The sequence below is a fragment of the Gordonia araii NBRC 100433 genome (genome assembly GCF_000241265.1).
Classification (GTDB): Bacteria; Actinomycetota; Actinomycetes; order Mycobacteriales; family Mycobacteriaceae; genus Gordonia; species Gordonia araii.
On record NZ_BAEE01000013.1, the window covers coordinates 60305 to 86033 of the forward strand.

General features: G+C 68.7%; 24 protein-coding genes. 7 read left to right on the forward strand and 17 right to left on the reverse strand.

The features are described 5' to 3' along the window. From vapC to pgfA, 3 genes are read right to left on the reverse strand one after another with little or no spacing between them, the layout of a single operon-like run. Positions 1-387: a type II toxin-antitoxin system VapC family toxin gene (gene vapC / locus GOARA_RS02370; protein ID WP_007320684.1), complete on the reverse strand. Its 387-nt coding sequence runs from the start codon at positions 385-387 to the stop codon at positions 1-3. After that, on the reverse strand, positions 384-587 hold the full coding sequence (locus GOARA_RS02375) for a type II toxin-antitoxin system VapB family antitoxin (protein ID WP_007320685.1): 204 nt from the start codon (positions 585-587) through the stop codon (positions 384-386). The genes vapC and GOARA_RS02375 overlap by 4 nt, the downstream gene beginning before the upstream one ends. Before the next feature lie 47 nt (positions 588-634). Next, entirely contained in the window at positions 635-1648 is a 1014-nt protein-coding gene (gene pgfA / locus GOARA_RS02380; protein ID WP_007320686.1) for a cell envelope lipid trafficking protein PgfA, read from the reverse strand. A 156-nt stretch (positions 1649-1804) separates the two neighbouring features. On the opposite strand from pgfA, the gene GOARA_RS02385 reads away from it, so the two are divergent. Further along, positions 1805-2989: an acyltransferase family protein gene (locus tag GOARA_RS02385; protein ID WP_007320687.1), complete on the forward strand. Its 1185-nt coding sequence runs from the start codon at positions 1805-1807 to the stop codon at positions 2987-2989. A 22-nt stretch (positions 2990-3011) separates the two neighbouring features. Here GOARA_RS02385 and mmsB read toward each other — a convergent pair whose 3' ends face one another. The 4 genes from mmsB to GOARA_RS02405 form a co-directional block, all read right to left on the reverse strand. Beyond that, on the reverse strand, positions 3012-3878 hold the full coding sequence (mmsB, locus tag GOARA_RS02390) for a 3-hydroxyisobutyrate dehydrogenase (protein ID WP_007320688.1): 867 nt from the start codon (positions 3876-3878) through the stop codon (positions 3012-3014). Positions 3879-3891: 13 nt separating this feature from the next. Continuing rightward, a complete protein-coding gene (locus tag GOARA_RS02395; protein ID WP_007320689.1) occupies positions 3892-5439 on the reverse strand; it encodes a CoA-acylating methylmalonate-semialdehyde dehydrogenase in 1548 nt (515 codons plus the stop codon). Between the two features lie 188 nt (positions 5440-5627). After that, positions 5628-10001: an alpha-(1->3)-arabinofuranosyltransferase domain-containing protein gene (locus GOARA_RS02400; protein WP_444542541.1), complete on the reverse strand. Its 4374-nt coding sequence runs from the start codon at positions 9999-10001 to the stop codon at positions 5628-5630. A gap of 94 nt (positions 10002-10095) precedes the next feature. Beyond that, complete coding sequence (locus tag GOARA_RS02405) at positions 10096-10296, reverse strand: DUF2613 family protein (protein WP_007320691.1); 201 nt, start codon at positions 10294-10296, stop codon at positions 10096-10098. 38 nt (positions 10297-10334) lie between these two features. Here GOARA_RS02405 and GOARA_RS02410 point away from each other — a divergent pair, with 38 nt between their 5' ends. Together GOARA_RS02410 and GOARA_RS02415 are read left to right on the forward strand one after the other, a co-directional pair. Beyond that, on the forward strand, positions 10335-11510 hold the full coding sequence (locus GOARA_RS02410) for a glycoside hydrolase family 3 N-terminal domain-containing protein (RefSeq protein WP_170265597.1): 1176 nt from the start codon (positions 10335-10337) through the stop codon (positions 11508-11510). Positions 11511-11692: 182 nt separating this feature from the next. After that, a complete protein-coding gene (locus tag GOARA_RS02415; protein WP_040521463.1) occupies positions 11693-12313 on the forward strand; it encodes a TetR/AcrR family transcriptional regulator in 621 nt (206 codons plus the stop codon). A 61-nt stretch (positions 12314-12374) separates the two neighbouring features. Here GOARA_RS02415 and GOARA_RS02420 read toward each other — a convergent pair whose 3' ends face one another. Both GOARA_RS02420 and GOARA_RS20800 read right to left on the reverse strand, forming a co-directional pair. After that, entirely contained in the window at positions 12375-12758 is a 384-nt protein-coding gene (locus GOARA_RS02420) for a DUF5360 family protein (protein WP_007320694.1), read from the reverse strand. A gap of 49 nt (positions 12759-12807) precedes the next feature. Beyond that, positions 12808-13032: an SMR family transporter gene (locus GOARA_RS20800; protein ID WP_373277719.1), complete on the reverse strand. Its 225-nt coding sequence runs from the start codon at positions 13030-13032 to the stop codon at positions 12808-12810. A 124-nt stretch (positions 13033-13156) separates the two neighbouring features. Here GOARA_RS20800 and GOARA_RS02425 point away from each other — a divergent pair, with 124 nt between their 5' ends. After that, positions 13157-13696: a TetR/AcrR family transcriptional regulator gene (locus GOARA_RS02425; RefSeq protein ID WP_083834753.1), complete on the forward strand. Its 540-nt coding sequence runs from the start codon at positions 13157-13159 to the stop codon at positions 13694-13696. A 170-nt stretch (positions 13697-13866) separates the two neighbouring features. Here GOARA_RS02425 and GOARA_RS02430 read toward each other — a convergent pair whose 3' ends face one another. Both GOARA_RS02430 and GOARA_RS02435 read right to left on the reverse strand, forming a co-directional pair. Continuing rightward, positions 13867-14757: a MaoC/PaaZ C-terminal domain-containing protein gene (locus tag GOARA_RS02430; protein WP_007320697.1), complete on the reverse strand. Its 891-nt coding sequence runs from the start codon at positions 14755-14757 to the stop codon at positions 13867-13869. After that, positions 14757-16124, reverse strand: coding sequence for a 3-oxoacyl-ACP reductase (locus tag GOARA_RS02435; RefSeq protein WP_007320698.1), 1368 nt, complete (start codon positions 16122-16124; stop codon positions 14757-14759). The genes GOARA_RS02430 and GOARA_RS02435 overlap by 1 nt, the downstream gene beginning before the upstream one ends. Positions 16125-16261: 137 nt before the next feature. Between GOARA_RS02435 and GOARA_RS02440 the strand changes: the two genes are divergently transcribed. The 3 genes from GOARA_RS02440 to GOARA_RS02450 all read left to right on the forward strand — a co-directional run bounded on the left by GOARA_RS02440 (position 16262) and on the right by GOARA_RS02450 (position 20393). After that, positions 16262-17698: an acetyl-CoA C-acetyltransferase gene (locus GOARA_RS02440; RefSeq protein WP_007320699.1), complete on the forward strand. Its 1437-nt coding sequence runs from the start codon at positions 16262-16264 to the stop codon at positions 17696-17698. A gap of 174 nt (positions 17699-17872) precedes the next feature. After that, on the forward strand, positions 17873-19564 hold the full coding sequence (locus GOARA_RS02445; protein WP_007320700.1) for a VanW family protein: 1692 nt from the start codon (positions 17873-17875) through the stop codon (positions 19562-19564). 52 nt (positions 19565-19616) lie between these two features. After that, positions 19617-20393: an SDR family NAD(P)-dependent oxidoreductase gene (locus tag GOARA_RS02450; protein WP_007320701.1), complete on the forward strand. Its 777-nt coding sequence runs from the start codon at positions 19617-19619 to the stop codon at positions 20391-20393. 80 nt (positions 20394-20473) lie between these two features. Here GOARA_RS02450 and GOARA_RS02455 read toward each other — a convergent pair whose 3' ends face one another. From GOARA_RS02455 to GOARA_RS02480, 6 genes are all read right to left on the reverse strand, one after another. Continuing rightward, a complete protein-coding gene (locus tag GOARA_RS02455) occupies positions 20474-21733 on the reverse strand; it encodes an MFS transporter (RefSeq protein ID WP_007320702.1) in 1260 nt (419 codons plus the stop codon). Continuing rightward, a complete protein-coding gene (locus GOARA_RS02460) occupies positions 21730-21933 on the reverse strand; it encodes a helix-hairpin-helix domain-containing protein (RefSeq protein WP_007320703.1) in 204 nt (67 codons plus the stop codon). The genes GOARA_RS02455 and GOARA_RS02460 overlap by 4 nt, the downstream gene beginning before the upstream one ends. A 127-nt stretch (positions 21934-22060) precedes the next feature. Further along, the gene (locus GOARA_RS02465) at positions 22061-23896 is read right to left on the reverse strand and encodes an acyl-CoA dehydrogenase (RefSeq protein ID WP_007320704.1); all 1836 of its coding nucleotides are present in this window, start codon (positions 23894-23896) and stop codon (positions 22061-22063) included. A gap of 187 nt (positions 23897-24083) precedes the next feature. Then, positions 24084-24854: a deoxyribonuclease IV gene (locus tag GOARA_RS02470; RefSeq protein ID WP_007320705.1), complete on the reverse strand. Its 771-nt coding sequence runs from the start codon at positions 24852-24854 to the stop codon at positions 24084-24086. A 45-nt stretch (positions 24855-24899) separates the two neighbouring features. Beyond that, the gene (locus GOARA_RS02475; RefSeq protein ID WP_040521496.1) at positions 24900-25130 is read right to left on the reverse strand and encodes a hypothetical protein; all 231 of its coding nucleotides are present in this window, start codon (positions 25128-25130) and stop codon (positions 24900-24902) included. 76 nt (positions 25131-25206) lie between these two features. Next, a complete protein-coding gene (locus GOARA_RS02480) occupies positions 25207-25695 on the reverse strand; it encodes an OsmC family protein (RefSeq protein WP_007320707.1) in 489 nt (162 codons plus the stop codon). Between the last annotated feature and the right edge of the window lie 34 nt (positions 25696-25729).

Consider the following 25729-nt stretch of genomic DNA (forward strand, 5'->3'; position numbering starts at 1 on the left):
TCACCGGGCGATTGTGAGCGCGGTGTGGCGCGCCAACGTTTCGAAGTCCTCGTCCGCGTGAAGAACGGGGATGCCCTCGCTGATGGCGTGCGCGGCGATCAAACAGTCGATGAGCTTGCGCACGGTCTCGCCATTGCGCCGGCAGCGCCGATACAGTGCGGCCGCGTCTTCGTAATGCGCCGGGGTCGTGGGAAGCAGGACGCCGCGCGCGAGTAGCCGTCGGAGAGACACCAGGTGGTTCTCGTCGCGGGCACCGGCCAGGACCTCCATGCGAATGGCATCGCAGACGGCGACCTCTGAGTCGAGTATCGCGGAGACACGTTCGCACGTCGGACTGCCGGTGTCGCGGAGAAACTCGATCCACGCCGACGAGTCGATGAGGATCACCAGTCCCGGCCGTCCCGCATCGTGTCGAGGTCGCCATCCCAGCCCGAGCCCCGGAGCTGACGCGCCTCGTCCACGCTGAGCGGCTCGTCGGCCATCGATCGCAAAGCGAAGTTCACAGCCTCACGCTTGGTGCTGAAGCGGTAGCGAACCATGACCGCCCGGCAGGCGTCTTCGTCGATGTCGATGTTGGTGCGGGACATACACCAACTATACACCTACTGGAACGGTGTGGGAGGGCCGCTGCAGGCTACGGCGCGGGCGATGACCGGCGGCCGACCCAGACGGCCACTGCGATCGCGGCGACCGCACCGAACACCGCGACCAGCGGCACTATCCGTCCGGCCAGCCAGGCCGGCCGCGCCTGTGTGCGTGCGGCCGCCGCCAGCGACTTGCGGGTCTTGGCGTCGTAGCGGAACACCGCGTCGAGCTCGGTGAGCCGACGCTCCCCGGCACGGTAGTCGCGCCGCACGGCGATCTCGGCGTCGACGATCAGGCCCGACTGCTCATCGACCCACAGCGTGTAGCTCCCGTGCTGGTGCGCGTCGGCGGTGATCTCGCCGCCCGGCCACCCGAACCAGACACCCGGCTTCGTGAGACGGTCGCGCGGGTCGGCGTCGGGGAGGGCGGCGAGGTTGGTGTCGGGGATGTCGGCGCGCAGCCGGATGACCGGCCGGCCGTTGACCGTGTCGCGGCCGATCGGTTTCAGCGGGACACTGCGGCGGGTGACCGGGTCAAAGAAGCGGTGCCCGCGTGACGCGGTCCCCGGCGCGAACAGGTAGGTGATGCCGTCGCGGCCGGTCAGCACGGCGGCGGGACGAGTGGAGTCGGTCTGCACGCCGGAGTCGCCGTGGGGAGCGCCGGTGACGCGGTCGACGGTCACCCGGTCGAGGCTGGCCACCAGCGTCGGGTCGGTGCAGCCGGTGCTCGACGGCTCGTCGCGGCGGATGATCGTGCCCGCCTGGAGGGTGGCGACCCGACGGTCGGCGGGCCGGACGGCGACGACGCGCTGACTGCGCACCAGCCGGCGAGGCGGCAGCATCGCCGCCGTCGGGCGGTCGAGGGAGCAGCGGTCGAAGGTCTCGACCGGTTGGGTGGACGCGCCCGTGGCGACGAGGTTGGTATCGAGGGAGATGCGACTGAGCTGGGGCGCGAGGATCATCGGTGACGCGAGCGCGACGGTCGCCAGCAAGGCGGCGAGGAAGACCAGCGTCGGGGGCAGCAGCTGGCGGGTGGACCAGCGGCTGGTCGAATCGTCGGACACGACCGAGACACTACCGCTCTGTCGGCGCGCGAATCGTCATCGGCGACTGCCGAGCTGGTGGTGGTACATATATGGGTGGTCGAGTGCCGCCGAGTTCGCGAGGCGGCGTATCGAGACCCGGGCGGTCGCCTGCGCACCCGGTAGATTGGCCCGGACATGACAGCACCGACCGAAGCCGGAGCCCGGCGCTACTACCCGCAGATGGAGGGGATGCGGGCGGTCGCCGCGCTCGGAGTGCTCACCACGCACGTCGCGTTCCAGACGGGAGCGGTGGCCTGGCCCGTCGTCGGACCGGTGCTCGGCCGTCTCGACCTGGCCGTCGCGCTGTTCTTCGCGCTGTCCGGCTTCCTGCTGTGGCAGCCGCACGCCGCCGCCGCGTGGGGGTTGCGCCCGGAGCCGAGCCTGAGCCGGTACCTGCGGCACCGCTTCTGGCGCATCTGGCCGGCCTACGCGGTCGTGGTCGTCGTCGTGCTGACGCTGTTGCCGGAAGCGCGGACCTCCGATCCGGTCGTGTGGCTGGCCAACCTCACGCTCACCCAAGTGTTCGTGCCCCTGTCGTTGACGGCCGGCCTCACCCAGATGTGGAGTCTGTCGGTGGAGGTCCTGTTCTACGCATTGCTGCCGGTGCTCGCGTGGTCGCTGGTCTCCCTGCGCGGCCTACGTGCGCGCTGGCGGCTGCCGGGTGTGCTCGGATTCGGCGTCGTCGGGATGCTGTGGGGTCCGATCGCCTCGCTGATCCCGGCCCCCGACGGGGTGGAGGCGCAGAACTGGCTGTTCGGGCACCTGCCGTGGTTCGTCGCCGGGCTGTTGCTCGCCGAGCTCGTGGCGTGGCGTTCATCGGGGGTATCGCTGCCGCCATCACCTGCCCGGTGGTGCGCGGTGAGTGCGAACCGCCCGCTGATGCTGGCCGTCTTCGTGGTGTCCTACGGGCTGGCGTGCACGCCGCTGGCCGGACCGGTGGGGATGGGCGAGCTCAGCGGGCTCGGATTCGCCACCAAGATCCTGCTCGGCGCCGTGGGCGCCTACGCGGTGCTGGCGCCGCTCGCGCTGACCGACGGTCCATTCCGGTTCCTCGCCTCACCGGTCATGACGACGCTCGGCCGCTGGTCGTACGGGATCTTCATCTGGCACGTCGCGGTGCTGGCAGTCGTGTTCGGGCTGTTCGGGATCATCCCGTTCAGCGGCTCTTTCCTGCTGGTCTGGGCGATCGCCGCGGCGTTGTCGATCGGCATCGCCGCCGCCAGCTACGCGTTCATCGAGGACCCGGTCCGGCGGTGGGCGGCGACCCGCGAATCCGCACACCGGCTCGACGCCGAGGGGGCGGCTCCCTCCGACCGCTGACCTGCCGCCGGTTCCAGAGGAGTCAGCGCAGCGTCTGGATGATCGCGCTGAAGTCGAGGTCGGGATGCTGCTGAGCGAAGGAGCGGTACAGCTGCGCGGCGTGTTCGCCGAGCGGCGCGCGTGCGCCGGTGCTGCTGATGGCGTTCATCGCCAGACCGAGGTCCTTGTTCATCAGGGCGACCGCGAAGCCGGGCTGGAAACCGTTGTTGGCCGGCGACGTCGGGACCGGGCCGGGCACCGGGCAGTTGGTCTGCACCGCCCAGCAGTTGCCGGTGGCGCCGGTGATGACGTCGTAGAGCGCTTGGTCGCTCAGGCCGAGTTTCTCGGCGAGTTTGAACGCCTCGCCGACGGCGATCTGCTGGACCGCCAGCACCATGTTGTTGCAGATCTTCGCGGCCTGCCCGGCACCGGAGTCGCCGCAGTGGATGATCTTGCCCGCCATCGGTTCCAGCGGCGAGCGCGCCGCGACGAAGGCCTCCTCGGATCCGCCGACCATGAAGGCCAGCGTCCCGGCGACGGCGCCCTTGACCCCGCCGGACACCGGTGCGTCGACCTGCGAGAGCCCGAGCCCGTCGGCTTGCGCGTGGATGGCCCGCGCGTCGTCGACCGAGATGGTGGAACTGTCGATGAGCAGCGCGCCGGTCCGCACGGCCGGCAGCATGTCGCGGTAGCAGGTCTTCACGATCTCGCCGTTCGGCAGCATCGTGATCACGACGTCGGCGCCGGACACCGTCTCGGTGATGCCGGGGAAGGTGCGCACGCCGCTGTCGGCCGCGCGGGCCAGCGCCTCGGCCGAGGTGTCGAAGCCGTGGACGGTATGCCCCGCGGCGACGAGGTTCGCGGCCATGGGGCCGCCCATGTTGCCCAGCCCGATGAATGCGATGGTCATCGTCGGTCCTCTCTCACTTCATCGTCGGGATGACGAATTCGGCGCCGGTGGAGCCCTGCACTCGTCCGGCGCGGACCGTCGACGACGGCCAGCGCGTGGTCACCGTCTTGGTGCGCGTATAGAAGGTGATGGCGGCCGGACCGTGCTGGTTGAGATCGCCGAAGCCGGACCGTTTCCAGCCGCCGAACGTGTGATACGCCACCGGTACCGGGATGGGCACGTTGACGCCCACCATCCCCACCTCGACGCGCGAGGTGAAGTCGCGGGCGGTATCGCCGTCGTTGGTGAAGATCGCGACGCCGTTGCCGTACTGGTGGTCGCTGGCCAGTGCCAGCGCCTCCTCGTAGTCGCCGGCGCGCACGATGGTCAGGACCGGCCCGAAGATCTCGTCGGTGTAGATCGACATGTCCCGGGTGGCGCGGTCGAAGAGCGACGGTCCGATGAAGAATCCGGTCAGGTCGTCTCCCTCGAACTCCGCGTCGTCGGCGGCACGGTCGCGGCCGTCGATGACCAGTTCTGCCCCCTCGGCGACCCCGGCGTCGAGATAGTGGCGGACCCGGTCGAGGGCCGACGGTGCGACGAGCGGCCCGTAGTCGGCCTTCGGGTCGAGACTGTGGCCGACGCGCAGCCCGTTGACCCTCTCGATCAGCTTGGCGCGCAAGGCTTCCGCGGTCGCCTCCCCGACGGGCACGGCGACGCTGATGGCCATGCACCGCTCGCCCGCGCTGCCGTACCCGGCGCCGAGCAGCGCGTCGGCGGCGATGTCGAGATCGGCGTCGGGCATGACGATCATGTGGTTCTTCGCGCCGCCGAAGCACTGCGAGCGCTTCCCGTTCGCGGCGGCGGTGGAGTAGATGTACTGCGCGATGTCGGAGCTGCCGACGAAGCCGAGCGCCTTCACGTCGGGATGGGCGAGCAGCGCGTCGACGGCCTCGACGTCACCGTGCACGACCTGGAAGACACCGTCGGGCAGGCCCGCCTCGGTGAACAGCCGCGCGAGGTGCACCGGGACCGACGGGTCGCGCTCACTGGGCTTGAGGATGAACGCGTTGCCGCACGCCAGGGCCGGCCCGGCCTGCCACAGCGGGATCATCGCCGGGAAGTTGAACGGCGTGATGCCGGCGACGACACCGAGGGGTTGCCGGATCGAGTGGACGTCGATGCCCGCCCCGGCTCCCTCGGTGAACTCGCCTTTGATCAGGTGGGGGATGCCGATGGAGAACTCGACGACCTCCAGTCCGCGCTGCACGTCGCCGCGCGCGTCGGCCAGCGTCTTGCCGTGCTCGATGGACAGTTCGCGCGCGAGGTCGTCCATGTCGCGGTGCACGAGGTCGACGAAGCGCATCAGCACCCGCGCCCGGCTCTGCGGGTTCTGCGCGGCCCATTCCTGATGTCCGGCCACCGCCCGTGCGACGGCGTCGGCGACCTCGGCGGCAGAGGCGAGCGGCACCTGCGCGGCGACCTGCCCGGTGTTCGGGTTGAAGACGTCGGCGAAGCGCCCCTTGTCGGGGGTGATCTCCTTGCCGTCGATGTAGTGGGGGATGACGGGCGGTGCAGACACGGCGAGCTCCTGGGAAGGGTGCGGTCACGACTCGGCCCGATCGCGTGCGCTCGGCGCCGATGTGACCCAAGTTACCCTCGTGCGGACGACGCGTCTGCCGCGTTGGGCAGCTGGTCGGCGTCGCGCGGCGAGCGGAACAAAATCGTCCGGTGTAGCGGTGGTCGTGGACGATATGTCCACGGTGGGCGCTAGGCCGGACGATTTTGGTCGAGGATCGACCGCCACATCGTCACGGCGACGGCGGCCAGGGCGAGAGCCTGGACCCACCACTCGAATCCGTTGTAGCCGGTCGGCGACTTCCACGGGCCGGACGCAAGCGCACACGTCGCGGCGAAGAACAGGGTGAACGCCGCGACGACGGGTGCCCCCGGCCATCGGTCGCGGTTCTGCGTCCACCACCACACCGCCGCGCCGACGCTCGTTGACAACGCGAGTCCCGGCCAGCCGGCGAGGAGCCAGGAGGCGACGAGCCAGGCGGCGGCGCCCGTCCACGGTGGTCTCGGTGACGACTGTCCTGTTGGCGACGTCCCCCACGGTGGTCGAGTGCCCGGCGAGCTTGCGAGTCGGGTGTATCGAGACCACGGCGACCGTGTCTCGCCGACCCGCCCACGGCCGCCCACGCGTACGAAGGCCAGCGCCAGTACCGCCGCCAGCAGCGCGAGACCCAGTCCCAGCGCCCAGCGGTACAGGCCGTCGAGGGGGAAAGCGAGTTCGACGGTGCCGCTCGCTCCCGCGGGGATCACCCATCCCTGCTGCCAGCCGTTGACGGTGAGCGCCGTGAGGTCGGTGCCGTTCAGCCGCGCGCGCCAGCCCGGGTTCATGCTCTCCGGGACGACGAGGACGCGGTCGGTCGTGCTGGGATCGACGCGAACCCGGCGGGTGGTCGCGTCCCAGCGTTCGGTTGCCGGATCTCGATACGATCGCTCCTTCGTCGCGATCACTCGATCACCGTCGGAGTACTCTTCCTTCTCGGTCGGGGGCGTTCGATCACCGTGGCCGTGTGCCGATCCCTCAAGGTGGTCGAGTGCCGGCGAGGCGCCAGCCGAGCCGGTGTATCGAGACCAAGGCCTCGAATGCGGGCTGTCGCCGGCTGCCCGCGTCCGCAGGTCGACCGTGTCGACGGTGAACCCGGCACCGGGGTTGACGCTCAGCTCCTGTTCGCCGCCGCCGAGGAGCACGGGTCCGCACGGGAGGGCGGTCACCGGAGCGCCGGATCGCAGCGCGCCGACGGTCGTGTCCACGCGAAGCGGCACGACCTGCCCGGACACGCTCATGCTCAGCCCGGCGTCGCAGCCGATGTGGATCGGCCGCCGGTCGTCGCGCATCGGCATGGGCGCGGCGGGGACGATCGCCACCTCGCTGATCCCCACCGGAGCCTGCCGTGCGAAGCCGAGCGTGTTGACGTTGATGAGGTCGCTGCCGCGCCGGACGGTCAGCACGATCCGATCGGTGACGGCCGGTTCGAGGGAGACGGTCCCATCGGCGGCGACGCGACGGACCTGCTCGCCGGTGCCGAGGTCGACGGCGACTTCGGTCGGTGCGGCCGGATAGCCGCGGGGCAGGCCCAGGACGAGCTTCTCGACGCGCTGAGGTGCGGGCAGACGCAGCGTCAGGCGGGCGTGCGAAGCGTCTTTCGATGGTTTGCGGCCCTTTCCGGATCTGGGCGGTGGCGCTGTCCTCTCGACACTGGATTCCGGTGCGATCCACGTCGTGCCCGGATCACCGTCGACGGCCGCCGCTGCCGATCCGCGCGGATCGACGACACCGGCCTCGCCGGCCGCGCTCACCCGACCGGGCTGGGCGAGGAGCCGGTTGATCTCGTCACCCGGCCGCGGGCGCAGCGTCACCGTCGTGTCGACCGGTCCCGGGACCGGCACCGACAACACGCGCGAGAACGCACCGGTCGTCTCCGGTCCCAGGCCGAGGCCGGGTGAGCAGCGCACCCGGCGACCGTCGTCGACGCATGCCGCGCGACCGGGTTGTTCCTGCCGCAGCGACCACCCGGCGACCGTCGTCCCGTGCGGCGCCGGCGGCACGACGACGCGGTGCCGGACCCGCAGGGGCTGCCCGGTGGCGAGGTCGACGAGAGCCACCTCGGCGAGAGCGAACTGGTTACCCGCAGACCCGTCCTTGGTCGAGATGGCGCGGATCTGCACGCGTTCGGTGGGACCGGGCGGCAGGGAAACCGTCACCGGTTCATCGGGTTTGACGCCCTGCGCGACGGAAGTGCCGTGGTCGGTGGTGACGAGGATGCCGGTCACGTCGGGGCCGAGGGCCTTGGCGGTCGTGACGGTGACGGCCAGGTTCGCGCGAGGCCGGGTGAACTCCAGGGCGAGCCATTGCCCGACGGCGCGGTCGAGGCCGGCGCTGAGCCAGGACGTCGAACCGTTCTCGTCGAAGGCCGCGGCGGCAGAGGCGGCGGGCACCGTCTGGCCGGGCTGGGTCGCGTCGGCGGCCGACGACGACGTGCGCACCCGGACCTCGTCCGGCGCGTTGTCGAGCAGCCACTGTCCGACGACGCGCGGCGTCTCGGTGCCGCGGGGTCCGGCCGGATAGTCGGCGACGGCGTTCTTCGTCCGCCGCGGGTCTTCCGGCGTGCGGATGGCGGATCGGTTGTCGTCGACGCGGCCGAAGTCGGTCTCCCGGTCGGTGGGCGAGTCGGTGACCCATACCGGTGCGGGGCGCAGTCCGGCCTCGCGGGCATCGGGGTCGAGGATCGACAGCACCCCCGGCGGGACGGCCTCGGGTCCGCCGAGTATCCGGGGCATGGCGTTCAGGTCGGCGAGGATCGGCCCGGTACCGGCGAAGAGCTGGTCGTCGACGGTGAAGACCTGGATGGCCGGCATGGGTGGCCGGAGTCCGTCGTCGACGACCACGCCGCGGACGACGGTCGGCGCGACGGGGGGTCCGAACTCCACCGACTTGGACAATCCGGGTGAACCCGCCAACGCCTGTTGTGCGAGAAGTGGTCGTGCGCTGCGGGATTCACGCGGATCCAGGTCGGCTCGCAGTACGACGTGGCGAATGCCGAGCTGGGCGAGCATCGGCGCGAGTCGCGGTGAGGCGCGCCCGGAGGCGATGTCGCGCTGTACCGCGTCGAGCGCCCGAATGGCGGTGGGCGGCACCAGCGGGATCGCGTCGCGGACCGCCCACGGCGACCGCGCCAGTGCCTGCATCGGCTCGTCGCGGGTCGTCCCCCAGAGTTGTTGGGCAAACGGCGATCCCGGCACGACGAGGCTGCGCGGCGGAGCGGCATCGCCGTCGCCCTGCTTATCCAGCCACGCGGCGGCGTCGCGCCAATGTTGCGGCAGCGAACGATAGGTCGCGTCGCCCGCCAAGCCACCGGTCCAGGCCAGCGTGCCGGCACCGAGCAGCGCAACGAGAAGGACGATCGTCGCCGCGACCGGCCGTGAGCGCTGCGGATGGGCGAAGCCGGCGAGAGCCTCGCGAACCCGCACCGTCGGGGGCAGTGGCACCCGCGCGATCAGATGAGCGATCCCGAGCACCAGCGGGATGCGCAGGAACGGGTCGAACTTGTGCAGATTGCGCAGCGGTGCGCCCGGGCCGTCGAGGAATGCGCGCACCGGATCGGCGATCGGCGACCCCCATTCGCCGGCGAAGCCCACGCACATCACCGTCACCCCGACGCCGAGGAGCGCCGCCAGCGCGCGCCGGTGCGGCAGCGCGGTCATCGTGAGGCCGGCGAGTCCGGCAGCGGCGAGGACCCCGGTCGCCAAGACGGCGGCCGGCTGCGTCACCAGGATCGCGCCGGCGACCCGCTCCGGCGAGACGAACGGTGTCCACGAACTTGTGCCGCGCAGCACCTCGGTCAGCGACGACCACTGCGTCGTCACCCGCGATGATTCGATGTAATCGAGGAACGGCGGGCTGACCCGAGACATCAGCGCCAGCGGGACGATCCACCACGCGCAGGCCAGAATGCTGCCCAGACCCCACCATGCACCGAAGCCGACCCATCGTCGGCGATCGGTGCCGCGGCAGGCCAGCGCCCACCACACCACGCCGACCGCCGTCGCGGCCACCGTCGCCACGGCGTTCACCGCGCCCATCAGCGCGATCGGGACCGCGGCGCGCAGTCCGAGCTGCCACAGCGGCCGACCCGTCGACGACAGGCCCGTGATGACGCCCAGCAGCACCCAGGGCGCGAGCATCATCGGCAGTGTTTCCGACGAGATCGAACCGATTGTCGTCAGGACCCGTGGACTCAACGCGAACACGGCGCCGGCCAGCAGGCGCGAGCCGGCAGAACCGATGCCCAGCGCCTCGGCCAGTTTCACGATCCCGACCACGCCGATCGCCAACAGCAGCGCCCACCACAGCCGCTGGGTGATCCACGGCGGGATGTGCAGGAGGTGGCCGAGCGCGAAGAACCCGCCGTGCGGGAAGAAGTACCCGTATGCCTGGTTCTGCACCTGGCCGAGTGGAGCCGTCGGGGTCCACAGATGCGCGGCGCGAGTGAGGAAACCCCACGGATTGGCCGTCAGATCGAGCTTGGTGTCGGCGGCGATCCGCCCGGGGGACTGGGTGAAGGCGAGGAGCAGCGCCGCGGCGAAGACGACCGCGATGCCGCGTTTGGTCAGGGGATGAGCAGCAGTGCTGATGGCGCGCTCCGCGGGATTGCGGCTGGTACGCCGCCTAGTTGGTCTCCCCGTCGTCGCCGCGCGAACCGTAGTCGACGCTGCCCGGCACGAACCCCTCGTTAGGGTTCACCCGATTGGCGTCGGTGGCCGGGCTGGAGGTCGTGGCGATCCACGCCGCGGCGAAGATTCCCAACAATCCGACGACGATGCCGACGACTGCGGCGACTGCGCCGGCGACCAGGCGGTTGTTGAGCATGGCCTCGAAACTACCATCGACGTGTGAGACTCGACTTCATGCATACGCGGACAGCGCTCGGATTCGTCTCGGTCGTCACAGCCAGCGCCCTGGTGCTCGGCGGCTGCTCAACGTCGGAGCCCCCAGCCGAAACCACCGGCTACTCGTCGTCTCCGGCCTACGCGACCTCGTCGTCGTCCCCGTCGTCGGCGATCGCCGGTGCTCCCGGTTGCATCAGCGTCGAGCTGGAGAAGATGAGCACGCGGCGCAAGCTGGCGCAGATGCTAATGGTCGGCGTCAAGGACACGGCCGACGCGCGGGCCATCGTCGCCAAGGAGCACATCGGCGGGATCTTCGTCGGCAGCTGGACCGACAAGTCGATCCTGACGTCGGGTGCCGCCAAGTCGCTGTCGACGGGCAAGGTGCCGGTGATGGTGTCGGTCGACCAGGAGGGCGGCCGGGTGTCGCGGCTGAAATCCATCGGCATCGACTCGCCGTCGCCGCGTGAACTGGCGAGGACGAAGAGTCCGGCGGAGGTGAAGCGCCTGGCGTTCAACCTGGGCAAGCGGCTGCGCCAGCTGGGCATCACCGTCGACTTCGCACCGGTCATCGACGTCAGCGACCAGGCCGCCGACACGGTGATCGGCGACCGCTCCTTCTCCGACGATCCGGTGGCCGTCACCACCTACGGCCGGGCGTTCGCCGCGGGGCTGCGCGACGCCGGGATCCTCCCGGTGCTCAAGCACTTCCCCGGCCACGGTCACGGTTCGGGTGACTCGCACACCGGCACCGTGCGCACCCCGCCGCTGTCGGATCTGGCGACCAACGACCTCGTACCGTTCCGCACCCTGCTCAAGATGCCGGGAGTGGCGGCGATGGTCGGGCACCTGATCGTTCCCGGGCTGACCGGCCCGGACACGCCCGCGAGCATCAGCCCCAAAGCGATCGGCATGCTGCGCACCGGCCGCGGATACAACGGGCCGGCGTTCCGGGGTGTCATCTTTTCCGACGATCTGTCGGGCATGGCGGCGATCACCGAGAAGTATCCGATCGAGCAGGCGGCGCCGATGGCGCTGGCCGCAGGTTCCGACATCGCGCTGTGGCTCACCACCGATAAGGTGAGCGCGGTTCTCGACGCGCTGGAGAAGCGGGTCGCGGACAACAAGCTGTCCATTGATCGAGTCGACGCCTCGGTGACGCGAATCCTGCGGGCGAAGAAGCTGAGGCGCTGCTAGCCGCCGACTGGGCACCTCACCTTCGTCGAGTGGGCACCCCACCTTCGCCGAGTGGGCACCCCACCTACGCCGAGTGGGCACCTCACCTACGCCGAGTGGGCACCTGCTCAACGTCGGCAAAACTTACTCACGAGTAATAAGTGCGGTAGAGTCGACTGATACCTGTTAGGGGGTTAACGACGTTGGCCGGTGGAACGAAGCGTTTACCACGCGCAGTGCGCGAGCAGCAGATGCTCGACGCCGCGGTGACAGTTTTCGCCGCGAACGGGTTCAGTGAAGCGTCCATGGATGCGATCGCGGCGCACGCGCAGATCAGCAAACCGATGTTGTATCTGTACTACGGATCGAAGGACGAACTGTTCAGCGCATGCATCGCGCGGGAATCGGCGAAGTTCATCGACGAGATGTCGACCGGCTTCAACCCCGCGCTGCCGCAGCGGGAACAGGCTCGCACGGTGGTTCGGGAGTTCCTGCGGTTCGTCCACGAGAATGCCGAGTCCTGGCGCGTTCTCTACCGAGTCGCAGTCGGAACTGCGAGCTTCGCCGACCTCGTGACGCAGAGTCGTCGTCGGGTTATCGAAATGGTTGCCCAACTGATCAAACAGGGCACCACCGTCGAAGGCACGACCGACGTCGACTTCGAGATCACCGCCGTGGCGCTCGTCGGCGCGGGCGAGGCCGTCGGTGACCGGATCAGCGAGGGCGATATCTCGCTGGAGACCGCGACCGACCTTCTCGTCGGCATCGTCTGGCGCGGCCTCAAGGGCGTTGGTCTTCACCACGAAACCTCGGCAGAGGCCTGACGACGATCAGGTGCTCACTCGGCATGGGTGGGGTGTTTCACTCCAGGTTGCGTTGAACCTGTCAGTCGGCCGAGAGTTCATCTGGCCGCTTCCGCATGGAAATGACCGCGAGTCCGATGGGCATGAGGGCAAGCCAGAGGTTGACGAGCCACCACGAGGCGTCCCAGGTGCCGTAGAGCACGAAGAAGCTGATGGCCATGAGCCCGGCCGCGTGGGTGAACGCGAGCGCGGTCGCATACATCGGTGTCGCCCACCTGTGTTTCTTGGGGAGGAGTGACCACATCAGCCCGGCGATGATAGCCAACAGGTCGAGTGGGAAGAACGACCAGTTCCATGCGTTGATCCACTCGCCGTTGCCTACGGAGATGATGCCGAGAGCAGTGAGTGCCCAGTAGACGATGAGGCCAATGTCTGTGATGACGAGAAGGGCCTTGCGAGTTTTCAATTGGCTACCTCCGATGAGTGACCACACCATTCGATGAGCACGACGCCGATTACCACGAGTGCGATGCCGACAGCGGCGCCCGGCGTGAGGCGAACACGAGCCAGGCGACGACCGCAGTCAGCGCTACCCCGACCCCTGACCAGGTGGCGTAGGCCGCCGGTAGCGGTGCCCCGCTGGAGAGCGCGGCGAAGAATAGGCCAAACGCGGCCAAGTAGCCGCTGGTCGCGACAAGCCACCACCCCCAGGCCGCTTCCGTGAGCGTTGCTGCGCGCAGGGAGTGGTCGCAAAGACCTCAGCGCCGATTGCGCCGAACAGGAACCACCGTTGCATGCTCACCACTCACTGTACCGGACGTCCGGTATAGTAGCTACCAACACAGCAGGATCGGAGGCGGCATAGTGGTCGAACAAGCGCAGCCCGTTCGCGATCGCATTCTCGATGCGACCGAACGTGTCCTGGCGCGCGATGGCGGAGACTCGATGACGATCGCCGCGGTCGCTCGTGAGGCTGAGGTCAGCAAGGGTGGCCTCTTCTATCACTTCGCGTCCAAGGAACTCCTCATCGAGGGGCTGATCGCGCGATACGTCGCCTCGTTCGATGAGCTGATCGCGGCCGCCGGGGATGAACCAGGGGCAGCAACGCGGGCGTACCTGCGCTCGGCCGAACAGCAGGCTGGTCCGGCCTCGCAGCCGGTGACCGCACTACTGGCCGCCGCAGTGGTCAGCCCCCGCGCGATCGAGACGCTGCGGGATCGCTACCGGCGCTGGCAGCAACGACTCGACAACGACGGGCTGCTCGGAGAAGCCGCCACGACCATACGCTTTACCGTCGATGGACTCTGGCTTGCCGACACTCTTGACCTCGCGCCCGCGCAGGGCGAAACTCGCCAGCGGGTCCTAGACCAGCTTCAAGCACTGATTCGAGACCACGAGATCTAACGCCAACCCATCAACGCAACCCTGCGGGGTGCCCACTGGGCGTAGGTGGGTTGCCCACTCGGCGAAATGACGAACCCCGCACCGGTCGGAGCGGATCGGATGGATCCACTGACTCGATGCGGGGTTCGATGTTGGTCGCGGACGCTGCTTGCCTGCTCGCCGATAGGCGCCTACGAGATCGCTCGCGTGGTCGCCGTCAGGTGCGGGAAGCCCTTCTTGCGGTCCAGGATCGAGATGTCGTACTCGCCGGGGCCGCCGGCCTGCTCGGTGTAGAGATTCACCTTCGCGGGCAGTAGGATCGGCTTGCCGAAGCGGACCTGGTATTCGACCGCGTCGGGCAGTTTGCTGCTGACGTTGGCGATCGCCGCCGCGGCGCTCCACATGCCGTGGGCGATCGCGCGCGGGAAGCCGAACGCCTTGGCAGGCAGATTGCCCATGTGAATCGGGTTCCGGTCGCCCGACGCCGCCGCGTAGTTGCGGATCTGGCCGAGGTTCACCGAGAGCACCGCGTCCGGCGGCGGAGGCGTCGTCTCCTTGGGCGCGGGGCCCCGCTCCGCGTCGGACAGGCTGGTGCGCTGCTGCGACAGGAACGTGCCGACCTGCTCGCAGACCAGATCGCCGCCGACCTCGAATCGCGAGGTGACGTCGATCAGCAAACCCTTACGGTGCTCGCGCAGATTCCCGGCCTGGGTGCTGATGGTGAGGTGCTCGGTCACCGGGATCTGCCGGAACCGGCGGATCCGGTTCTCCACGTGCACCGATCCGACCGCGCTGAACGGGAACTCCCGGCTCGTCATGAGCTTCATGACGAGCGGGAACTGCAGTACGAATGGGTACGTGAGCGGCAGGTTGTTGCCCAACTGCAGACCGGTCGTCCGGCAGTATTCCTGCACGCGGTTCAGGTCGGCCGGCCCGGTCGTCAGCCGGTACACCGTGTCGGGCACCTCGGCGTCGGGTCGCACCGGACCCGACTTGCCGATTCCGGGCAGCATCGCCGTGACCGCGCGGGAGTACACATCGAGGGTCGACGGCACCGCGTCGAGCGTGATGACCTTACCCATCACGCACCCAGCAGGCTCTGGCCGCAGACGCGGACCACGTTGCCGGTCACCGCGTTCGACGCCGGGTTGGCGTACCAGGCGACGGTCTCGGCGACATCGACGGTCTGACCGCCCTGCTGCAGCGAATTCATGCGACGGCCGACTTCGCGGGTGGCCAACGGGATCGCCGCGGTCATCGCGGTCTCGATGAAGCCGGGGGCGACGGCGTTGATGGTGATGCCGCTCTTGGCGAGGATCGGGGCGTAGGCGTCGACCAGACCGATCACGCCGGCCTTGGAGGTGCCGTAGTTCGTCTGGCCGCGGTTGCCCGCGATACCGGCGATCGACGAGACGTCGATGACCGCGCCGCCCTCGCGCAGCGCCTTCGCCTTGACGAGGTCGTCGACGAGGCGCTGCGGCGCGAGCAGGTTGACCCCGATCACCGAGTTCCAGCGAGCCTCGTCCATGTTGGCGAGCAGCTTGTCGCGGGTGATGCCGGCGTTGTTGACGATGATGTCGAGGCCGCCGTGGCGCTCGAGGACGTGCTCGGCGATGGTCTTGCCGGCGTTCGGGTCGGTGACGTCGAGCGGCAGGGCGGTGCCCTTGACCTTGTTGGCGGTCTCGCTCAGCGCCTCACCGGCGGCCGGGATGTCCGCGGCGATGACGTGGGCCCCGTCGCGGGCCAGGACCTCGGCGATCGTCGCACCGATGCCGCGGGCGGCACCGGTGACCAGCGCTACGCGCCCGGCCAGCGGCTTGTCCCAATCCTTGGGGGCGTTCGCGTCGGCCTCGCCGATGCGGATCACCTGGGCGTCGACGTAGGCCGACTTGCCCGACAGCAGAAAGCGCAGCGTCGACTCGACGCCGGACAGGCCGGTCTTGGCCTTCGGGTGCACGTAGACGAGCTGGGCGGTCGCGCCGTTTCGCAGCTCCTTGCCCAGCGAGCGCGTGAAGCCCTCCAGGGCGCGCTGGGCGACCTGCTCCTCAGGCTTGCGGCACAGCTCGGGGTGGGTGCCGAGCACGACGAAGCGCGCCGAGTTGCCGGTCGAGCGCATGACGGGTGCGAAGAACTCGAACAGCGCCTGCAGGCCCTCCGGGTCGGTGATGCCGGTGGCGTCGAAGACCGCGGCACCGAGCTTGTCGGCGCTGCGGCCTGCGGTGTTGTTGCTGATCAGGTCGTAGCCGTCCGCCGCCGTGAGGATCTCGCGCAGCGGCTCGACGAGGCGGCCCTCGCCGCCCACGAGCACCGGGCCCGACAGCGGGGCCTGCGACGGGGAGTAGCGGCGCAGCGACGGAGGCTGCGGGAGGCCGACGCGGCTCGCGATGAACGAGCCGGGGCCGGAGGTGACGAAGGTCGAGTAGAGGTCCTTGTTTGCTTTACCGGACACGAGGCGAACTCCTTGGAAGAGGTGTGATTTTCTCGGCGTTGGGTCGCTGTCGGCTCGACCCGAGTCGACAAGCAACTTACTCGAGAGTAAGAATACTCTACGAGAAGCACGTCCAATCTTTCAGGAGTAGGAAGCCAATGGCCACCACCCCCAGCACGCCGGCGAAGAAGGCCGCGCCCGCTACCAAGAAGACCGCCGCCAAGAAGGCCGCGCCGGCCAAGAAGGCAGCACCCAAGAAGGCTGCCAAGGCAGCGCCCGCCAAGGCCGCGGCTAGCGGTGCCATCAGCTCGTTCGCGACGCAGCCCAAGCGCAAGGTCGCGATCCTCGGCGGCAACCGCATCCCGTTCGCGCGTCAGGACAAGGCGTACGCCTCGGCGAGCAACCAGGAGATGTTCACCGCCGCCCTGTCGGGTCTGGTGAGCCGGTTCAACCTGCAGGGCGAGCGGCTCGGCATGGTCGCCGGCGGCGCGGTCCTCAAGCACTCGCGCGACTTCAACTTGATCCGCGAGTCGGTGCTGGGCTCCGAGCTGTCCCCGTACACGCCGGCCTTCGACATCCAGCAGGCGTGCGGCACCGGACTGCAGGCCATCACCGCCGTCTCCGACGGGATCGCCTCGGGCCGCTACGACGTGGCCGTCGGCGGTGGCGTGGACACCACGTCGGACGCGCCGATCGGCGTCTCGGAGGCCATGCGCCGCCAGATGCTCGAGGTCAACCGCGCCAAGTCGACCGCCGACCGCATCAAGGCCGCGCTGGCGCTGGCCACCAAACTGGGCATCGAGATCCCGCGCAACGGCGAGCCGCGAACCGGTCTGTCGATGGGCGAGCACGCCGCGATCACGGCCAAGGAGTTCGGCATCAAGCGCGAGGACCAGGACAAGCTGGCCGCCGCGAGCCACCAGAACATGGGAGCCGCCTACGACCGCGGCTTCTTCGACGATCTCATCACGCCCTACCGCGGGCTGGTCCGCGACGAGAACCTGCGTCCGAACTCCTCGGTCGAGAAGCTGGCCACCCTCAAGCCGGTCTTCGGCGTCTCGCTGGGCGACGCGACGATGACGGCGGGCAACTCGACCCCGCTGACCGACGGTGCGTCGACGGTGCTGCTGTCCACCGACGAGTGGGCCGCGGAGAAGGGCCTGCCGGTCCTCGCCTACTTCGTCGACAGCGAGACGGCCGCCGTGGACTACGTCAACGGTCCCGACGGGCTGCTGATGGCGCCGACCTACGCGGTGCCGCGACTGCTCGAGCGCAATGGTCTGACTCTGCAGGATTTCGACTTCTACGAGATCCACGAGGCCTTCGCCTCGGTCGTGCTGGCCACGCTGGCGGCCTGGGAGTCCGAGGAGTACTGCACCGAGCGCCTCGGCCTGAAGAAGGCGCTGGGCTCCATCGACCGCAGCAAGCTCAACGTGAACGGCTCGTCGCTGGCCGCCGGGCATCCGTTCGCCGCGACCGGCGGGCGCATCGTGGCCCAGGCAGCCAAGCAGATCAAGGAGAACGGGGGCGGACGTGCGCTGATCTCGATCTGTGCCGCGGGCGGGCAGGGTGTGACGGCCATCATCGAGGGCTGATTCGGGGTCCTTTATTTCGGATGTAACACCTTGTGAGGGCGCACCGATAACGTGAATGGCCCCGGTTGAACTGCCTGACCCCCGACCCGGCAGTTCAACCGGGCCGTTCCATTTCACCCGTCGCAGGGGTGCTCAGGGCGCCCCTGACGCGGTTTCCCAGTAGATTTGACACTGATGAGCGCGCCGACCCCCACTTCCCGCCGCTTGGCCATGACCGGCCGAGTGGCGGCGGCGTCTCTGATCGTCTTCAGCGCGGTCACCGCCGGCGACGCCTTGGCGACTCATGGGCGCACCGCGCGCGGCACGACCGTCGCGGACCTCTCGCTGAGCAACAAGACCAAGGTCGCCGTCGACGAGGGGCTCGATGAACTCAAGAAGATCATCACCGCGCCCGTGCGCGTCCGCACGTCGTCGGGAAACGCCGAGTTCACCGCTGAACAGCTCGGACTGTCCTTCGACGAGCCGAAGACCATCGAGAAGGCGATGGAGCAGCCGCGCAATCCGCTGCGGCGCTTCGCCGCGATTTTCGGGTTCCAGCGCAAGGTGCGACCGGTCGTCAAAATCGATCGCGCCAAGTTCGACAAGACGCTCGACGCCGAGCGCAAGAACCTGGAGAAGGCCGCCGTCGAAGGCGGCGTGCATTTCGAGGTCCAGGGCCAGCGCGTCGTCGCCGTGCCCGACATGCCGTCGAGCGGTTTGCGGATCAACCGTGATCGGGCAGCGACACTGGTCGCCGCGCATTGGCTCGAGGGCGACGAGATCCTTCTCCCGATGGAGCCCTTCCAGCCGACGGTGACCGCCGTGGTGGTTCGCGAGACGCTCAACGGCCCGGCTCAGCAGGCGGTGTCCGGACCGATCGCCGTGAAGGCGCGGGGTAAATCCCTCACCATCGAGCCCGCGAAGCTCGCCGGCCTGCTGACCTTCGCCCCGGACGGCAAGGGCGCGCTGGTGCCCACGGTCGACGAGGGGAAGCTCACCGGCGAACTCGGCGAGCTGAAGGCGACGCAGTCCAAGCCGAAGAGCGCGAGGTTCACCATGTCCGGCGGACGGCCGACGGTGGTGCCGGGGAACTCGGGTTTCACCGTCGACTGGCCGGGCACGGCCGGTGCGCTGGCGGCCGCGACCGGCGGCAACCGCACCGCCGAGGTCGCCTACCGGGAGATCAAACCGAGGCTTACGACGGCGGCGGCGAAGAAGCTGGGCATCCGTGAAGTGGTCAGCGAGTATTCGACGACCGGCTTCTCCCAGACGTCGGGCGAGAACATCCGCCGCGTCGCGCAGGTCGTCGACGGAGCGATCATCAAACCGGGAAACAAGTTCTCGCTCAACAACTTCACCGGTCCGCGCGGTGAGGCTCAGGGCTACGTCTCGTCGACGATCATCGACCACGGCCACGCGGCGAAAGCGGTCGGCGGCGGCATCTCCCAGTTCGCGACGACGCTGTACAACGCCGCGTACTTCGCCGGGCTCGAAGACATCGCCCACACCGAGCACAGCTACTACATCTCCCGATATCCGGAGGCGCGCGAAGCCACCGTCTACGAGGGCGCCATCGATCTCGTGTTCCGCAACAACACGCCGTACGGGATCTACGTCGAGACGGCGTGGTCGTCATCGGCCGTGACCGTGCGGTTCTGGAGCACGCAGACCGTGAAGGTCGAATCGGTCACCGGGACGCGCTACGCCTACACCGATCCGCCCAAGCTCGTGCTGCCCAAGGGGGACGACTGCGTGCCGTCGAACGGCAGCCGCGGCTTCACGACGTCGAACACCCGGATCATCACCGACCCCAAGACCGGCAAGGTGATTTCGCGGCAGACCAGGACCGTCAAGTACGACCCGGAGCCGCACGTCACGTGTAAGTAGGCGATGCCAACCCCGGCGTTAGCCGCGTCACACCGTTCCGTATTCTCGCGGTATGGATATCAAGGGAGCAAGTGCAATCGTCACCGGCGGTGCCTCCGGCATCGGCGCGGCCTCTGCCCGCCGCCTCGCCAAGCAGGGCGCCACGGTCGTCATCGCCGACCTGAAGGCAGAGGACGGCGAGAAGATCGCCGAGGCGATCGGCGGCAAGTTCGTCGCCGTCGACGTGACCGACACCGAGCAGATCGAGGCCGCCGTCAACGCGGCGACCGCCATCGCCCCGTTGCGCGCGGTCGTCAACTCGGCCGGCATCGGCTGGGCGCAGCGCACCGTCGGCAAGGACGGCGAGTTCGCGTCGGCGCACAATCTGGACCTGTACAAGAAGGTCATCGCCATCAACCTCGTCGGCACCTTCGACGTGGTGCGCCTCGCCGCGACCGCGATGAGCCGCAACGAGCCGAACGAGAACGGCGAGCGCGGCGCCATCGTCAACCTGGCCAGCGTCGCGGCCTTCGACGGTCAGATCGGCCAGGCCGCCTACTCGTCGTCCAAGGGCGGCGTCGTGGGAATGACCCTGCCGGTCGCGCGCGACCTCTCGGCGGTCGGCGTCCGCGTCAACTGCATCGCGCCGGGCCTGATCGACACCCCGATTTACGGCGAGGGCCCGGAGTCGGAGGCGTTCAAGGCCAAGCTCGGCGAGAGCGTGCTCTTCCCCAAGCGTCTGGGCGTGCCCGACGAGTTGGCGTCGATGGTCGAGGAGCTGATCACCAACTCCTATATGAACGCCGAGGTCATCCGCGTCGACGGCGGCATCCGGATGCCACCGAAGTAGTTCGCACAGCAGATCCGACTACCCGCGACAAGCTCCAACACCTTTGTGTGTTGGAGCTTGTCGCGTCCTGTTGGGTGCGGCTAGTCCGGTCGTGGACAGTCGATGTCGACGATGGTCGCCGGACGGTCGCGGGAGCGAAGGCCGACGATCGCGGCGACCAGTGAGGCGACGGCGACGGCCACGACGAACCAGGGGAAGATCGCCGCCGTTCCGAACCTCGACGCCAGCGCGCCGGCGGTGACCGTCGGAATGGCCATCGCCAGATAGCCGAGCAGGTAGTAGGCGCTCATCACCCGTCCGCGCGCATCGGCGGGCGTCACCGCGTTGAGGTGCCGCAGGGACCCGCCGAACGCGAGGCCGAACGCGGCGCCCAGTGCAACCGAATCGGCGATGACGAACCACGTGAGACCCGTGTGCAGCGCCCAGATCGCGCACAGCAGCGAGACGATCATCCCGATGTTGCCGACGACCGCGGTCTTGCGGGGGTTGAACCGTCCGCTCAGCCACTGGGAGACGGCCGACGCCGCGGCCATGACGGAGATGACGACGCCCACGAAGATCACCGACGGATGGCCGGTGGCGTGCTGGGTCAGGGCCGGGTAGAGGCTGAGGAAGACGCCCAGCACCGACCACGACGTGAAGATGCCGATCCCGGAGAACGCGAAATCCGTCCGGATCGCGCTCGGCACCGACGGCCGGGCGATCCGGATGCGGTCGCCGGTCTTCCCGACGTGCGGCTCGACGAGGGCGATCAGGGCCACCAGCATCAGCGCGACGACGGCCGCGACGATCGCGAACGGCAGCCGAAGGGGGATCGACGACCACTGCGCGGCCGCCGCGGCTCCCAGTGCGGTGACCGCGATCCCGACGTTGAGCGCGACTCCGCTCACCATGCCGTTCCGGGCGCCGTCGCGCGGACGCACGTCGAGCAGGGCGGCGCCGGACACGACCGTGATCGCGCCGATCGCGGCACCGTGCAGGAACCGCGCGACGATCAGCTGCCAGGCCGAGCCGGCGATCAAGAACAGACCGAGGCCGGTGAGGATCGCCAGCGCCGCGGTGATCAGCACCGGCTTGCGCCCGATGGCGTCGGAGATCGGCCCGACGGTGAGCGCCGAGGCGAGCGCCCCGATCGCGTAGACCGCGAAGACGACGGTGATCGTCAACGGGCTCAGTCCCCACTGCTCCTGGTAGATCGGGTACAGCGGCGACGGCAGACCGGATACGCCGAGGGCGAGGGCCAGCAGGGAGAGCAGGTATCCGAAGGCCCACCGTTGCGGGTGATCGCTTCGCTCGCGCGTCGCAGGTGTGCTGGGCGCGTCGTCGACTGTGTCGGTCATTCGTCCTTGAAACTCATTCCCCTGGCACCGAGTTCGTCGCGCAGAATGCGGATCGCCTTGGGGCCGACGCCGTGGATGGCAAGCAGCTCCCGTGCGGTGTATCCGGTCAGCTGGTCGAACGTGGTGATGCCGTTGGCCGCCAGTTCGCGGGGCGCGACCTTCCCCATCGAAGAGGGGAACTCGCTCGCGGCCGGATTCATTCCCCGACGGTACCGCGCGAGCGGGAGCGGGCGGTGGCCGGTTCGAGCGGAGCCGGGGGACCGTTTCACGAACGACGGCCCGCGACGAAGTCGTCGCGGGCCGCCGTACGTGCTGTGCTCAGCCGAATCAGAACGCGGCTTCGTCGAGTTCCATGATGTCGTTGTCGATGTTCTCGAGGATGGCGCGGGTCGAGGTGAGCTGCGGCAGCATGTTCTTCGCGAAGAACGATGCGACGGCGACCTTGCCCTCGTAGAAGGCCTTGTCGTCGCCCGCGGCACCGGCGTCCAGCGCGGCGAGGGCGACCTCGGCCTGGCGCAGCAGCAGCCAGCCGATGACCAGATCGCCGACGGCGAGCAGGAAGCGCACCGAACCGGTGCCGACCTTGTACAGCTGCTTCGGGTCCTCCTGCGCGGACATGAGGAAGCCGGTCAGCGTCGCCGCCATGCCCTGCACGTCCTCCAGCGCGGTGTTGAGCAGTGCGCGCTCGCCCTTGAGACGGCCGTCGACCTCGTCGTTCTTGATGAACTCGGAGATCTGGCCGGCGACGTGCGCGAGGGCCTGGCCCTTGTCGCGGATGATCTTCCGGAAGAAGAAGTCCTGCGCCTGGATCGCGGTCGTGCCTTCATAGAGAGAGTCGATCTTCGAGTCGCGGATGTACTGCTCGATCGGGTAGTCCTGCAGGAAGCCCGAACCGCCGAGGGTCTGCAGCGACTCGGTGAGCTTCTCGTAGGCGCGCTCGGAGCCGACGCCCTTGACGATCGGCAGCATCAGGTCGTTGACCTTGAACGCCATGTCCTTGTCGGCGCCGGTGACGACCTGGGCGGTCGCCTCGTCCTGGTGCGCCGCGGTGAACAGGTAGACCGCGCGCAGACCCTCGGCGTAGGCCTTCTGGGTCATCAGCGAACGGCGCACGTCCGGGTGGTGGGTGATGGTGACGCGCGGTGCGGTCTTGTCGGTCATCTGCGTCAGGTCGGCGCCCTGCACGCGCTGCTTGGCGTACTCCAGCGCGTTGAGGTAGCCGGTCGAGAGCGTCGAGATGGCCTTGGTGCCGACCATCATGCGGGCGTGCTCGATGACGTCGAACATCTGGGCGATGCCGTTGTGGACCTCGCCGACGAGCCAGCCCTTGGCCGGCACGCCGTGCTGGCCGAAGGTCAGCTCACAGGTGGCCGACGCCTTGAGGCCCATCTTGTGCTCGACGTTGGTCACGAAGACACCGTTGCGCTCACCGAACTCCTGCGTCTCGAAGTCGAAGTGGACCTTCGGGACGTAGAACAGCGACAGGCCCTTGGTGCCGGGGCCGGCGCCCTCGGGGCGGGCGAGCACCAGGTGGAAGACGTTCTCGAACATGTCGTCGGAGTCGGCCGAGGTGATGAAGCGCTTCACACCGTCGATGTGCCAGCTGCCGTCTTCCTGCTGGACGGCCTTGGTGCGGCCCGCGCCGACGTCGGAGCCGGCGTCGGGCTCGGTGAGGACCATGGTGGCGCCCCAGCCGCGCTCGGCGATGATCTTGGCCCATTCCTTCTGCTCGTCGGTGCCGTTGTTGTAGAAGACCTGGGCGAACGACGGGCCGGCCATGTACATGAAGGCGGCCGGCTGGGCGCCGAGCATCAGCTCCGCGATGCTCCACTTGACCGACGAGGGCACCGGAACGCCGCCCAGCTCCTCGTTCAGCCCGGTGAACTGCCAGCCCGACTCCTGGAAGGTGTTGACGGCCTTCTTGAAGCCTTCGGGGATGGCGATGGTGTGGGTCTCCGGGTCGAACACCGGCGGGTTGCGGTCGGTGTCGGCGAAGGGCTCGGCGATCGGGCCCTCGGCCAGCGCCGCGACCTCGCGAAGCATGTCGTTGACGGTGTCGCGGTCCAGGTCGCTGAACTCGCCTTCACCGAGGACCTTTTCCAGGTCGAGAACCTCGAACAGGTTGAACTGAAGGTCACGCAGGTTGGACTTGTAATGGCCCATGGTGGTGCATTCCTTTTGTCTTGGGCTGGTCGGGTCGGAGAGGCCCGATGGGGATTCGCTGTTGGGTTGTCGTCGCGGAGCCAGCGCCCCGGCGAGCTAAGTTACTCGTCGGTAACCAGGCTAGAATACTCCTAGATCCCGGGCTCGGACAACTGGAGGTTCTGTGAACTCGATCAACCGGCCCGCATCACAGCTTATCGCGTAGAAACTCCAGGTCATCGGGGATTCCGGGGGCCGGAGTCTCGAGCACCACGGGAGCGTCGGCGGCGGCGATGACGCCGAGGAGAACGTCGGGGTCGATGTGGCCGTCGGCGAGGTTCGCGTGCCGGTCGCGCCCCGAGTCGAACTCGTCGCGCGAATTGTTCAAGTGCACGAGGTCGATACGGCCGGTGATAGCGCGGACGCGCTCGACGAGCCCGACGAGGTCCTCGCCGCCGGCCCACGCGTGGCAGGTGTCGAGGCAGAACCCGGCCTGCTCGTAGTCGCCGACCGCGTCCCACAGGCGCTCGATGGACTCGAGGGTGCGTGCCATCGCGTGATCGCCCCCCGCGGTGTTCTCGATCAGGATCGGCACCCCGAAACCGCCCTTGTCCTCCTGGCGCTCGAAGAGCTTGCGCCAATTCTCGAAGCCGAGCGCGGACTCCTCCCCGTCGCGGAGATGGCCCCCGTGGACGACGAGGCCGAAGGCGCCGAGTTCGGCGGCGGCCGCGGCCTGCTGTTCGACCGCCTTGCGGGACGGCATCCGCAGCCGGTTGTTCAGGCTCGCAACGTTGATCTGGTAGCTGGAGTGGACGACGACGTCGATGGGCGAGGCGGCGATCGCCTCGGCGTCGGACCGTTGCTCGGGCTTCTTCCAGCCCTGCGGGTCGGTGACGAACATCTGGAAGAGGTCGATGCCGAGCTCCTCGGCTGTCGCCAGCGGGTTGTCGTCCTCGCGCAGGTGGGCTCCGATTCGCATGGCTCTACGATAGGCGGCACGAGGCCAGCGTGAACCGACTGCGCGTCAGAGTTGAGCGTCGACGTCGTCGCCGATCTCGTATTCCGTCTCCACCGACATGGGTACGCCCGGTGCGATCAGCAGGCTGCACGGCGTCGAGCTGTCGGGGTAGAGGGTGAACCACTGGTGGTTCACACCGGTGCCGTACACCGATTCGAGCACGCGCTGCAGACGCGCCTCGCCTTCGCGGTTGAGGATGTACTTGCTGCCGCCGTAGTGCAGGAACCGATTGGGCATGAGGGCCTCCGACATTGCTGTGACCTGAGTCACCATGATACGGAGGCGGGCTGGCGCTCGCCGCGAATACCGCGGCTCAGATGCCGGGGGATCCGGGCGCAGAACCGACGACGACCGTCGCGTCGTGGCGTACCGGGAAGTTGACCGAGTTCGCGATGAAACACCACTCGTGTGCTCGGTCGTGTGCGGCGAGCGCGTCGGCGACCATCGACTCGTCGGCGACCGTGACACGAGGCCGCAGCACGACCTCGCTGAAGGAGCCGCCGTTGCCGTCCTGGCGCATCGTTCCGGTCGCCTCATCGCGGTAGGCGAGCACGACGACGCCGGCTTCGACGCAGGCGTGCAGGTAGGCGAGCAGGTGACATTCCGACAGCGCTGCGACGAGGAAGTCCTCGGGGTTCCACCGCGCCGGGTCGCCGCGGAAGGCCTTGTCCGCCGACGCGAGCAGGACCGGCTTTCCGTCGGCCTCGATACTCGCGCAGCGGTCGTAGTCCCGGTAACCGCTAGTCCCCGTTCCGCGGTTGCCGGTCCAGGTGGTCGTGAGGCGGTAGCGGTGCTCGGACATTGATCAGCCTTCCGGTCGGCTAAGAGATTCGGGT

What these genes read in the sequence shown, in the direction of transcription:
- GOARA_RS02375 (WP_007320685.1), bottom strand. Translation starts at nt 587, where the DNA reads ATGTCCCGCACCAACATCGACATCGACGAAGACGCCTGCCGGGCGGTC.
- GOARA_RS02385 (WP_007320687.1), top strand. Translation starts at nt 1,805, where the DNA reads ATGACAGCACCGACCGAAGCCGGAGCCCGGCGCTACTACCCGCAGATG.
- mmsB (WP_007320688.1), bottom strand. Translation starts at nt 3,878, where the DNA reads ATGACCATCGCATTCATCGGGCTGGGCAACATGGGCGGCCCCATGGCC.
- GOARA_RS02405 (WP_007320691.1), bottom strand. Translation starts at nt 10,296, where the DNA reads ATGCTCAACAACCGCCTGGTCGCCGGCGCAGTCGCCGCAGTCGTCGGC.
- GOARA_RS02410 (WP_170265597.1), top strand. Translation starts at nt 10,335, where the DNA reads ATGCATACGCGGACAGCGCTCGGATTCGTCTCGGTCGTCACAGCCAGC.
- GOARA_RS02430 (WP_007320697.1), bottom strand. Translation starts at nt 14,757, where the DNA reads ATGGGTAAGGTCATCACGCTCGACGCGGTGCCGTCGACCCTCGATGTG.
- GOARA_RS02440 (WP_007320699.1), top strand. Translation starts at nt 16,262, where the DNA reads ATGGCCACCACCCCCAGCACGCCGGCGAAGAAGGCCGCGCCCGCTACC.
- GOARA_RS02445 (WP_007320700.1), top strand. Translation starts at nt 17,873, where the DNA reads ATGAGCGCGCCGACCCCCACTTCCCGCCGCTTGGCCATGACCGGCCGA.
- GOARA_RS02450 (WP_007320701.1), top strand. Translation starts at nt 19,617, where the DNA reads ATGGATATCAAGGGAGCAAGTGCAATCGTCACCGGCGGTGCCTCCGGC.
- GOARA_RS02455 (WP_007320702.1), bottom strand. Translation starts at nt 21,733, where the DNA reads ATGACCGACACAGTCGACGACGCGCCCAGCACACCTGCGACGCGCGAG.
- GOARA_RS02460 (WP_007320703.1), bottom strand. Translation starts at nt 21,933, where the DNA reads ATGAATCCGGCCGCGAGCGAGTTCCCCTCTTCGATGGGGAAGGTCGCG.
- GOARA_RS02465 (WP_007320704.1), bottom strand. Translation starts at nt 23,896, where the DNA reads ATGGGCCATTACAAGTCCAACCTGCGTGACCTTCAGTTCAACCTGTTC.
- GOARA_RS02470 (WP_007320705.1), bottom strand. Translation starts at nt 24,854, where the DNA reads ATGCGAATCGGAGCCCACCTGCGCGAGGACGACAACCCGCTGGCGACA.
- GOARA_RS02475 (WP_040521496.1), bottom strand. Translation starts at nt 25,130, where the DNA reads ATGCCCAATCGGTTCCTGCACTACGGCGGCAGCAAGTACATCCTCAAC.
- GOARA_RS02480 (WP_007320707.1), bottom strand. Translation starts at nt 25,695, where the DNA reads ATGTCCGAGCACCGCTACCGCCTCACGACCACCTGGACCGGCAACCGC.